This is a genomic window from Rhizobacter sp. P3_B12 (assembly GCF_056402895.1).
The window spans coordinates 1-10,606 of record NZ_JBFUGN010000120.1; the positions used below are offsets into that span (position 1 = coordinate 1).

Below are 10,606 nucleotides of genomic sequence, written 5' to 3' on the forward strand. Positions count from 1 at the left end.
GCCGCGGCGTGTGCTGGTGCAGCGACCACAGCGCGTCGCGCTCGAACACGCACAGCCAGGCCTCGCCCAGCGCCTCGACGCCGTGCACCGCGGCATCGGTCATCTTCTGCTGCACGCCGATGAAGTCGCCGGGCAGCAGGAAGTTCAGGATCTGCCGGCGGCCGTCGCTCAGCGTCTTGTAGCGGAAGGCCCAGCCCGAGAACAGCGTGAACAGCGGTGCGTCGCCCGCGCCCTCGTCGATGATGCTGGCGCCGCTGTCGCGCCGCAGCTCGCGGTGCTTCAGCGACTGGATCAGCGCCAGTTCGTCGGGCGAAGCCGGCACGAACAGCGGCAGCGCGCGCAGCGGGCACTCGCTGCACGGAACGCGCACCGCAGGGTGTGGCAGTGCTGTGTCTTTTGACATGTGTGCGGCCCTCCGCGGCCGATAGATTGGAGGTTTCGGCCTTCCCGTGAATCCTCCAGCCCCGTTGTCCGTGTACCGCCTTCTCTACCTCAGCCATCTCGCGTCCGGTCGGGACTTCTCGGTGGTGGCGCAGATTCTGCACGTGTCCCGCGAACGCAACCAGCAGCTCGGCATCACCGGCGTGCTGGTGTTCGACGGTGCGCGCTTCTGCCAGCTGATCGAGGGCCCGCGCGCGCATGTCGTCTCGCTGGCGCATCGCATCCAGGCCGATCCACGCCACACCGGCTACCGCGTGCTGTTCGAGAACGAGGACGGCAGTGCGCGCCTGCAGCCGCGCTGGCGCACCGGCTACTGCGAGCCCGACGACCTCGACGTCTTCGAGGACGTCAGCGAGCTCGGCGCAGTCGAGGCCTTGCACACCTTCCTGCAGCGCGTACCGGGCTGGGACCTGTCGTCCTGACGAGCCCCTTGTTTCGCTCGCTGCGCTGACTCCTGCGCGGGAATCTCCCCTCGAGCCGGCGAGGGCCTGCCCCTACGCTGCACAGCCAGGGTGCCTCCAGAGCAAGAAGTAGACGTGTGGCAGTTTCGTGCGGACATGACCGCACGCCAGCTCCGCTGTGCATCGGTCCCCGCGCGACTGAGGAGACAAGATTGCAACAACATCGTTCAACGCCGCGGCGAGGCTTCGCCCTGCGGTTGGGGTGGCTCGCCGCGTTGCTCGCGGCCGGCTGCGGCGGCAGCGGGCATGAGGACGCGCCGGCGACGGCATCACGCGCGCCGACCGAGGCCGCGCAGGCGGCCGACATCGACCTGCTGCCGCTGGTGAACCCGTTCGTCGGCACCAAGATCGGCAACCCGAACCCCGACAACCAGGGCACCGGCGGTGCGGTCGGCAACACCTTCCCCGGCGCGACGCTGCCGTTCGGCATGGTGCAGTACAGCCCCGACACCGGCTACGGCGAGTTCTACGGCTTCGGCGGCTACAACTACGACAAGGGCGTGATCCAGGGCATCAGCCTGGTCCACTCCAGCGGCACCGGCTGCTCGATCCAGCAGGACATCTCGATGCTGCCGATCGTGGGCAACATCGCCAGCTCGCCCGGCACCCACATCGAGGCCTACCAGGTCGGCTTCTCGCACGCCAACGAGCAGGCCGTGCCGGGCTCGTACCGCGTCGGGCTGAACAACGGCGTCAATGCCGAGCTGACCGTCACGAAGCGCACCGGCGCCGGCCGCTTCACCTGGCCGGCCACCAACGACGCGACGATGATCCTGAACATCGGCCGCAACGGCGTCGGCGCCCGCAGCGCGCAGCTGGAGATCGTCGGCACCGACTCGGTCCAGGGCTTCGTCGAGACCGGCGGCGTGTGCGGCGGCGGCGGTTACTTCGTCTACTTCCACGGCCAGTTCGACAAGCCGTTCGCGAGCTTCGGCACCTACCAGGGCGACACCGTGACGCCCGGCTCGCGCACCGCGGCGCGTGCACAGAACAACGGCGGCTGGGTCAAGTTCGCCGGCGGCGGGCAGGTGAAGCTGCGCATCGGCGTCTCGTACGTCAGCACCGCGAACGCGAAGCTGAACATGCAGGCCGAGAACCCGGCCTGGGATTTCGACGGCATCAGGAGTACGGCGCAGGCGACCTGGAACGCGACGCTCAACAAGGTGCAGGTGACAGGGGGATCGACCGACGACCRCACCAAGTTCTACAGCGCGCTGTACCACTCGCTGCTGCACCCCAACCTGTTCAGCGACGTGAACGGCCAGTACATCGGCTTCGACAACAAGACCTACACCGCGACCGGCTGGGACAAGTACGCGACCTTCTCCGGCTGGGACATCTACCGCTCGCAGGTGCAGCTGATCGGCTGGCTCGCACCGAAGGAGGCGAGCGACATGGCGCAGTCGATGGTGGTCGATGCCGAGAAGGGCGGCGGCGGCTACCCGAAGTGGCCGACCGCGAACGACGACACCTGCGTGATGGTGGGCGATGCCGGCGCGGTGATCGTCGCCAACCTGTACGCGTTCGGCGGCCGCAGCTTCGACACCGCGGCCGCGCTGCGCTACATGGAGCAGGGCGCGACGCAGCCCGGCACGCGCTCGCGCAACTGCGAGACGCGGCCGGGGCTGGCGGACTACCTGGGCCACGGCTACATCCCGATCGAGACGCCCGACCTGTGGGGCGCGGCCGCCTCGGCCGAGGAGTACGCGCTGGCCGATTCGGCGATCGCGCAGTTCGCCGCATCGCTCGGCGACACGGTCAAGCGCGACAAGTACCTGACGCAGGCGCAGATGTGGAAGCCGCTGTATTCCAACTTCAGCGGCTACCTCCACCCGCGCACCGCGGGCGGCAGCTTCAAGAGCGCCTTCACGCGCACCGATGGTGCCGGCTTCGTCGAAGGCGACTCGGCGCAGTACACCTGGATGGTGCCGCAGAACTACCGCGGCCTGTTCGACCGCATGGGCGGCAACGCGGCGGCGATCACGCGGCTCGACGAGCACTTCACGCAGCTCGACTCGGGGCCGAACAGCCCGTACGCCTTCATGGGCAACGAGCCGGAGCACGGCACGCCGTGGGCCTACAACTTCGCCGGCGCGCCGTACAAGTCGCAGGCGGTGGTGCGGCGCATCCTGACCGACCTGTACAAGACCGGGCCCGACGGCCTGACCGGCAACGACGACCTGGGCGCCACCTCGGCCTGGTACGTGTGGGGCGCGCTCGGGCTGTATCCGGAGATCCCGGGGCTCGGCGGCTTCGTGGTCGGCAGCCCGCTGTTCCCGAGCACCGCGGTGCGCATGGGCAACGGCCGCACGCTGACGATCAACGCGTCGAATGCCGGCGCGAACGGCACCTACGTGCAGAGCCTGAAGCTGAACGGCGCCACGTCGACGCGCACCTGGCTGCCGCTTGCGCAGCTCGGCGCCGACACCACGCTCGACTTCGTGCTCGGTACCGCCGCCAACACCGCCTGGGGCAGCGCCGCGGCCGATGCACCGCCCTCGTTCGATGCGCCGCGCACGACGACGAACGCGAGCGGCTTCTTCTCGGACTTCGAGGCCGGCATCGCGCAGCCCGACTGGAACGACACGGTCGACTTCCAGGCCAACGTCGGCGGCTTCTGCTGCGGGCTGAACCACATGGAGACCTCGACGCGGCGCGAGAACATCGCGCACAGCGGCACGACGGCGCTGATGTACTCGGGCAACGACACGGACGCGACGCGCTCGTTCTCGTACAACAAGGTGTTCGACGTGCGCATCCCGGTGAGCGCGGGCACCACGCTGTCGTACTGGATCYACCCGCAGAACTCGGCGCCGAACAGCGCCTTCGTCGCGGTGGACCTGATCTTCACCGACGGCAGCAGCCTGCGCGATTCGGGCGCGACCGACCAGAACGGCGTGAGGGTGCATCCGGAGTTCCAGGGCCGAGGCGGCCGGCTCGCCGGCAATACCTGGAACGAGGTGCGCTCGAACATCGGCCAGTGGGCGGCGGGACGCACGATCGCGCGCATTCTCGTGGCCTATGACCGGCCGGATGCAACCGGCACCTTCCGGGGATTCGTCGACGACATCCGCGTCGCGCCCTGATCAGGCGGGGTTGTCTATTTCGATGAACTCGTGCTCGAGGCCGAATTTCTCGGCCACGTGCGCGGCCAGCGCAGGCGCACCATAGCGCTCGCTGGCGTGGTGCCCGCACGCAAAGAAGGCCACGCCGGTTTCGCGTGCGAGGTGCGCCTGCGGCTCGGAGATCTCGCCGGTGACGTAGGCGTCGGCACCGGCGGCGATCGCCGCCTCGAAATACCCCTGGGCACCACCGGTGCACCAGGCCACGCGCCGGATTGGCCGGCCCACCCCGGGATCGACCACCACCGGCGCGCGGTTCAGCCGCAAGCTCAGCAGCGCCGTCAGCGCCGGCACCGTCAGCGGCTGCGCGGGGCTGCCGATCCAGCCCAGCTCCTGGTCGCCGAAGCGGCCGTCGGCCATGAAGTTCAACCGCACGCCGAGCTGTGCGTTGTTGCCGAACTGCGGGTGCGCGTCCAGCGGCAGGTGGTAGGCCAGCAGGTTGACCTGGGCCGCCAGCAGCCGCTCGATGCGGGCCTTCAGCCAGCCGGTGATGCGCCCGTCATGGCCTTTCCAGAACAGGCCGTGGTGCACCAGCAGCGCGTCGGCGCCCCGCTCGACCGCGGCCTCGATGAAGGCGCGGCTCGCGGTGACGCCCGAGACCAGCTTGCGCACCTCGGGTTTGCCCTCGACCTGCAGACCGTTCGGCCCATAATCGCGGAAGCGGCCCACGTCCAGCAGCGTGTTCAGGTAGGACTCGATTTCGGAGCGTGCGGCCATGACACAGGACCCTGTTGATGCGCAAGACGTGGCTGATTTTCTCCCAGGCCGTGACGGTGGCCGTGGCCGTGCTGTTCGTGGTCGCGACGCTGAAGCCGGACTGGGTGCGCCGCCAGCCCGGCAACGGCCTGCCGAGCATCGTGTCGATCAGCCAGGCGCCGTCGATCCAGCAGGTGTCGCTGCCGCCCGGCGGCAGTGCGCCGAGCTACAGCGCCGCCGCGAAGCGCGCCTCGCCGGCGGTCGTCAGCATCACCGCCAGCAAGGCGCCGGCGCGCAGCCCGCACGCCGAGGATCCGTGGTTCAAGTTCTTCTTCGGTGAACAGGGCGCGCAGCAGCGCGAGCAGCCGCAGGTGGGCCTCGGCTCCGGCGTGATCGTCTCGCCCGAGGGCTACCTGCTGACCAACAACCATGTCGTCGAAGGGGCCGACGACATCGAGGTGCAGCTGGTCGACGCGCGCCGCGCCAAGGCCAAGGTGGTCGGCAGCGACCCCGACACCGACGTCGCGGTGCTGAAGATCACGCTCGACAAGCTGCCGGTGATCGCCTTCGGCAGCGCCGAGACGCTGCAGGTGGGCGACGTGGTGCTGGCGATCGGCAACCCGTTCGGTGTCGGCCAGACAGTCACCTCGGGCATCGTCAGCGCGCTCGGCCGCAACCAGCTGGGCATCAACACCTTCGAGAACTTCATCCAGACCGATGCGGCGATCAACCCCGGCAACTCGGGCGGCGCGCTGGTCGACACCAACGGCAACCTGCTGGGCATCAACACCGCGATCTACTCGCGCAGCGGCGGCAGCCTGGGCATCGGCTTCGCGATCCCCGAGACCACCGCGCGCCAGGTGATGGAAGGGCTGATCCGCGACGGCCAGGTCACGCGCGGCTGGATCGGCGTCGAGCCGCGCGACCTGACGCCGGAGATCGCCGAGACCTTCAACCTGCCGATCAAGGAAGGCGTGCTGATCACCGGCGTGCTGCAGAACGGGCCGGCCGCGAGCGGCGGCCTGCGCCCGGGCGACGTGGTCGTGAAGGTGGCCGAGACGCCGGTGGGCAACACGGTGCAGCTGCTGGCCGCCGTGGCCGGACTGAAACCGAAGCAGAAGGCGCTGATCGGCGTGCAGCGCGGCGACAAGGCGCTGGAGATCAGCGTGATGGTGGCACAGCGGCCGCGCGGCAAGGCGGCGCCCCGCGAGGAGTGAGACCGGGGAGGTCTGACCGCGCGGTCAGACCTTCTGGGTGGTGTCTTCCGGCGCCTGCGTGTGCTTGATGAAAATCACCGAGGCCCAGATGCCGACCTCGTACAGGATGCACATCGGGATCGCGAGCGCGAGCTGCGAGACGATGTCGGGCGGCGTCACGACGGCGGCGACGATGAAGGCCAGCACGATGAAGTAGGCGCGGAAGGCCTTCAGCTTCTCGAGCGTGACGATGCCCATGCGGGCCAGCACCACCACGACGATCGGCACCTCGAAGGCGGCGCCGAACGCGACGAACATCGTCAGCACGAAGCTCAGGTACTCCTGGATGTCCGGCGTGGCCGCGATGCTCTTCGGCGCAAAGGTCTGGATGAACGCGAACACCTTGCCGAACACGAAGAAATAGCAGAACGCGACGCCGATGAAGAACAGCAGCGTGCTCGAGACCACCAGCGGCAGCACCAGCTTCTTCTCGTGCGTGTACAGCCCCGGCGCGACAAAGGCCCACACCTGGTACAGCACCACCGGCAGCGCCAGCAGGAAGGCGGCCATCAGCGTGATCTTCAGCGGCACCAGGAACGGCGAGATCACGTTGGTGGCGATCAGCTTGCCGCCGGCCGGCAGCGCCGCCACCAGCGGGTGCGCCAGCAGGTCGTAGAGGGCGGCCGGACCGGGGTAGATCGCGAGGATGCCGAAGCACACGCCGATCGCGATCACCGCGCGGATCAGGCGATCGCGCAGTTCGATCAGGTGCGTGACGAAGGGCTGCTCGGTGCCTTCCAGCTCATCGCGGCCGTCGCTGTTCAACTTCATGGGAGGGATTCAGGTTCTCTGGCCAAGGAGCGTCAGACCGACGAGCGCGGCGGGCGGAAGCGCGCGACACGCGCCGCGCCGGATTGCGCCTTGCTGCGCACGCCGTTGCGCTGCTTGTACCACTGCGGCGTGGCACCGCGTTTCAGGCGCCAGTTCTTCTTCGGGTGCTTGTACTGCGGCGGCGGAGGCTCCCAGCCGCTGTGCTGGCCGCTGTTGGCGCTCAAGGCCGGGTCGCCGGGCGCATCCCAAGCGCTGGCCACGTCGGCGCGCGTCTGGTGGATCTCGGTCGACACCGTCTGCTCGACGTTGCGGGCCGCGTCCTCGAACTCGCCCTTCATCTTCTTGAGCTCTTCGAGCTCGATCGAGCGGTTCACCTCGGCCTTCACGTCGGCCACATAGCGCTGGGCCTTGCCGAGCAGGTGGCCGACGGTGCGGGCGACCTTGGGCAGGCGCTCGGGGCCGATGACGATCAACGCCACGGCGCCGATCAGCGCGATCTTGTCGAAACCGAAATCGATCATGCGGCCGCCATCCGACGGGCCAGCCCGGGCCGGCCTCGGATGCTCACGATTTGGTCTTCGCTTCGACGTCGACGGTGTTCGGATCGGCGGCCTTCTGCTGGCCGACCTGTTGCGACGGCGGCACGGCGGTGTCGGTGCCGGCATTGGCCGCACCATCCTTGATGCCGTCCTTGAAGCCCTTCACGGCGCCACCGAGGTCGCTGCCGATGTTCTTGAGCTTCTTGGTGCCGAACACCAGGACCACGATCACCAGCACGATGAGCCAGTGCCAGATGCTGAATGAACCCATGATTCTTCTCCTGCGGGAAATAGCCGATTCTAGGTGGTGGCCGAGTCAACCCTTGGCCCATGGCCTTGGGCCGCCGATGACATGCATGTGCAAATGTGGCACTTCCTGCCCGCCATCGGCGCCGGTGTTGATCACGGTGCGGAAACCATTGGTTGCACCCTGCTCGCGCGCGAGCTTCGGGGCCAGCGCCAGCATCCTGCCGAGCAAGGCCTGGTGCTTGTCCGGCACGGTGTCGTACAAGGACGCCAGATGCTCCTTCGGCACGAGCAGGAAATGGATCGGCGCCCAGGGCGCGATGTCGTGGAAGGCGATCAGTTCGTCGTCTTCATAGACCTTGCGGCTCGGGATCTGCCCCGCCGCGATCTTGCAGAAGATGCAGCTCGGATCGTGGCTCATGGCGCGGGCACCGGCATCGGCTTGTTGGAATTCAGGTTCGACCAGCCCTTGACGATGCGGTAGAGGAACCAGATCGAGATGACGATGTAGGCGATCATGCCCGGCAGCAGCAGCAGGAACCACAGCGGCAGCGTCAGCACGTACAAGGCGCCCATCCACAGCACGCTGCGGATGCGCCAGCGGAAATGCGACTCCTGCCAGGTGCCGGCCGCCTCGTCCTTCTTCACCAGATCGAGGATCAGCGCGACGATCAGCAGCGTGATCGATGCCTGCGCGCCTGGCAGCACGGCCCCCACCGCCACGATGGCATGCAGCAGATAGCTGATGTGGCCGATCGTCTTCAGCGACTGGTCACGCTCAGGGGTATTCACCACGTCGTTCATGTTCCGTCCGCCTCTCGGGTTTGCAACTTGCGCGCGGCGAATTCCTCGAGGCCCGACAGGCCCTCGCGCCGCTCCAGCTCGGCCAGCACGTCGGCCGGTGTCAGGCCGAAGGCGCTCAGCGCGAGCATCGAATGGAACCACAGGTCGGCGACCTCGTAGACGATCTTCTGGCGGTCGCCGTCCTTGGCGGCCATCACCGTCTCGGTGGCCTCTTCGCCGATCTTCTTCAGGATCGCATCGGTGCCCTTGTGGAACAGCCGGGCGACGTAGCTCTTGTCCGGGTCGCCCTGGCGGCGCGACTCGATCACCGCCGCCAGCCGGGCCAGCGTGTCGTTGCCGTTGCGGGGGGTGCTCACCGCGGTTTTCACATCCGTCATTTGTAGATCGTCCCGGGGTCTTTCAAGACCGGCTCGACCGTGTGCCAGGCGCCGTCCTTGTAAAGCTGGAAGAAGCAGCTGTGGCGGCCGGTGTGGCACGCGATTCCAGGTTCACCGGGCGCGTGGCCACGCTGCGTCACCTTCAGCAGCAGCACGTCGTTGTCGCAATCGAGGCGCATCTCGTGCACCTGCTGCACATGGCCGCTTTCCTCGCCCTTGTGCCACAGGCGCTGGCGCGAGCGGCTGTAGTAGACCGCCTCGCCGAGTTCGGCGGTGCGGGCCAGGGCCTCGCGGTTCATGAACGCGAACATCAGCACGTCGTTGCTGCCGACCTCCTGCGCGATCACCGGCAGCAGGCCTTGCGCATCCCACTTGATCTCGTCGAGCCAGCTCATCGGGCGAGTGTATCCGTCGCATAAGTCGGGCCCGAGAACCCGCGCTCCTCGGCGAACCAGGCCAGCACCGGCACGGTGCCCGGCAGCACCGGCTGCACCTGCACCGGCAGGTCCTGCCAGGCCATCTGCTGGGCCTCGCGCATCTCGAACTCGCCGGTCCACGCGAACACCTTGCAGAAGTGCAATCGCACGCGGGCATGCGGGTAGTCGACGATCTCGACCTTCCACGGCAGCACCGGCCCGATCGTGATGCCGATCTCCTCGTGCAGTTCGCGGCGCAGTGCCTGCTCGACGGTTTCGCCGGCCTCCAGCTTGCCGCCGGGGAATTCCCAATAGCCGGCGTAGACCTTGCCTTCGGGCCGGCTGGTCAGCAGGAAGCGGCCGTCGGCATCGATCAGCACGCCGACGGCGACCTCGACCGGCGTGCGCTCGGCATCGGCGCTCATGACGCGTGCCGCCCGGCGTAGTCCTTCGCGAACTGGAACGCGACGCGCCCTGAGCGCGACCCACGCTCCAGCGCCCACACCAGCGAGGGCTGGCGGGCGGCGGCGATCTCGGCCTCGCCGACGCCGAAGCCGCGCAGCCATTGCGCGACGATCGCGAGGTATTCGTCCTGGCTGAACGGGTAGAAGCTGACCCACAGCCCGAAGCGTTCGCTCAAAGAGATCTTTTCCTCGATCACTTCGCCGGGGTGGACCTCGCCATCCTCGGTGTGCTGGTACGTGAGGTTCTCCTTCATGTATTCGGGCAGCAGGTGGCGGCGGTTGCTGGTCGCGTAGATCAGCACGTTGTCGGAGGCTTGCGAGACCGAGCCGTCGAGGATGGACTTGAGGGCCTTGTAGCCGGGCTCGCCTTCATCGAAGCTGAGGTCGTCGCAGAACACGACGAAGCGTTCGGGCCGCTCGGCGACCAGGTCGACGAGGTCGGGCAGGTCGACGAGATCGGCCTTGTCGACTTCGATCAGGCGCAGGCCGCGATCGGAGAACTCGTTCAGGCAGGCCTTGATCAGCGAACTCTTGCCGGTGCCGCGCGCGCCGGTCAGCAGCACGTTGTTGGCGGCGTGGCCGGCGACGAACTGCGCGGTGTTGCGCAGCAGGCGCTCCTTCTGCGGCTCGACCTCGACCAGTTCGTCGAGGCGCACGTGGGCGACGTGGCGAACCGGCAGCAACTGGCCCGAGGCCCCACGCCGGCGATACCGAAACGCGATCGACGCGGACCAGTCGGGCGCGACCAGCGGCTGCGGCAGCACCGCCTCCAGCCGTGTGAGCAGCGCCTCGGCGCGTTGAACCAACTGCAGCAACGTGTCGGGAGCGAGAGACATGCAAGACCGCCGGGGCTGTGCCGGCACCTGGGCTGGAACGGGGCCGTCAGTGTACTGGGCGGCTATTGCGCGGCGCGTCACGGCGCGTCGCGTCGCGTCGCGGCGGGTGAGGGGATGGGCTGGGGGCTCAGCCTCGGCGGTCGGCCCTGGCGGGCCGACTCCACGCAGAAGATCGGC

The 10,606-nt window shown here is 68.2% G+C and carries 14 protein-coding genes; 3 read left to right on the plus strand and 11 right to left on the minus strand.

All coding sequences use genetic code 11. The features are described from left to right. The coding region (locus AC1D01_RS09355) for a Crp/Fnr family transcriptional regulator (RefSeq protein WP_477865771.1) at positions 1-370 on the minus strand (370 nt) is incomplete at its 3' end. A 103-nt stretch (positions 371-473) separates the two neighbouring features. On the opposite strand from AC1D01_RS09355, the gene AC1D01_RS09360 reads away from it, so the two are divergent. Together AC1D01_RS09360 and AC1D01_RS09365 are read left to right on the plus strand one after the other, a co-directional pair. Next, positions 474-863, plus strand: coding sequence for a BLUF domain-containing protein (locus AC1D01_RS09360; protein WP_477865784.1), 390 nt, complete (start codon positions 474-476; stop codon positions 861-863). A 191-nt stretch (positions 864-1,054) separates the two neighbouring features. Then, complete coding sequence (locus tag AC1D01_RS09365; protein ID WP_477865772.1) at positions 1,055-3,988, plus strand: GH92 family glycosyl hydrolase; 2,934 nt, start codon at positions 1,055-1,057, stop codon at positions 3,986-3,988. On the opposite strand, the gene AC1D01_RS09370 is transcribed toward AC1D01_RS09365, so the two are convergent. Next, positions 3,989-4,741: a Nif3-like dinuclear metal center hexameric protein gene (locus AC1D01_RS09370; protein ID WP_477865773.1), complete on the minus strand. Its 753-nt coding sequence runs from the start codon at positions 4,739-4,741 to the stop codon at positions 3,989-3,991. A gap of 17 nt (positions 4,742-4,758) precedes the next feature. On the opposite strand from AC1D01_RS09370, the gene AC1D01_RS09375 reads away from it, so the two are divergent. Beyond that, on the plus strand, positions 4,759-5,937 hold the full coding sequence (locus tag AC1D01_RS09375) for a trypsin-like peptidase domain-containing protein (protein ID WP_477865774.1): 1,179 nt from the start codon (positions 4,759-4,761) through the stop codon (positions 5,935-5,937). Positions 5,938-5,961: 24 nt separating this feature from the next. On the opposite strand, the gene tatC is transcribed toward AC1D01_RS09375, so the two are convergent. The 9 genes from tatC to AC1D01_RS09420 are packed head-to-tail and all read right to left on the minus strand — an operon-like array spanning position 5,962 to position 10,429. Continuing rightward, a complete protein-coding gene (tatC, locus tag AC1D01_RS09380) occupies positions 5,962-6,747 on the minus strand; it encodes a twin-arginine translocase subunit TatC (RefSeq protein ID WP_477865775.1) in 786 nt (261 codons plus the stop codon). A gap of 32 nt (positions 6,748-6,779) precedes the next feature. Further along, positions 6,780-7,268: a Sec-independent protein translocase protein TatB gene (gene tatB / locus AC1D01_RS09385; RefSeq protein WP_477865776.1), complete on the minus strand. Its 489-nt coding sequence runs from the start codon at positions 7,266-7,268 to the stop codon at positions 6,780-6,782. Between the two features lie 43 nt (positions 7,269-7,311). Next, a complete protein-coding gene (gene tatA / locus AC1D01_RS09390; RefSeq protein ID WP_477865777.1) occupies positions 7,312-7,557 on the minus strand; it encodes a Sec-independent protein translocase subunit TatA in 246 nt (81 codons plus the stop codon). Positions 7,558-7,602: 45 nt separating this feature from the next. Continuing rightward, positions 7,603-7,953, minus strand: coding sequence for a histidine triad nucleotide-binding protein (locus AC1D01_RS09395; RefSeq protein WP_477865778.1), 351 nt, complete (start codon positions 7,951-7,953; stop codon positions 7,603-7,605). Further along, complete coding sequence (locus AC1D01_RS09400; protein ID WP_477865779.1) at positions 7,950-8,336, minus strand: DUF4870 family protein; 387 nt, start codon at positions 8,334-8,336, stop codon at positions 7,950-7,952. The genes AC1D01_RS09395 and AC1D01_RS09400 overlap by 4 nt, the downstream gene beginning before the upstream one ends. Further along, positions 8,333-8,713: a phosphoribosyl-ATP diphosphatase gene (locus tag AC1D01_RS09405; RefSeq protein WP_477865780.1), complete on the minus strand. Its 381-nt coding sequence runs from the start codon at positions 8,711-8,713 to the stop codon at positions 8,333-8,335. The genes AC1D01_RS09400 and AC1D01_RS09405 overlap by 4 nt, the downstream gene beginning before the upstream one ends. Next, positions 8,710-9,108: a phosphoribosyl-AMP cyclohydrolase gene (gene hisI, locus AC1D01_RS09410; protein ID WP_477865781.1), complete on the minus strand. Its 399-nt coding sequence runs from the start codon at positions 9,106-9,108 to the stop codon at positions 8,710-8,712. Before hisI ends, AC1D01_RS09405 begins: the two co-directional genes overlap by 4 nt. Beyond that, entirely contained in the window at positions 9,105-9,554 is a 450-nt protein-coding gene (locus AC1D01_RS09415; protein ID WP_477865782.1) for an NUDIX domain-containing protein, read from the minus strand. Before AC1D01_RS09415 ends, hisI begins: the two co-directional genes overlap by 4 nt. Continuing rightward, a complete protein-coding gene (locus tag AC1D01_RS09420; RefSeq protein ID WP_477865783.1) occupies positions 9,551-10,429 on the minus strand; it encodes an ATP-binding protein in 879 nt (292 codons plus the stop codon). The genes AC1D01_RS09415 and AC1D01_RS09420 overlap by 4 nt, the downstream gene beginning before the upstream one ends. Positions 10,430-10,606: the final 177 nt, after the last annotated feature.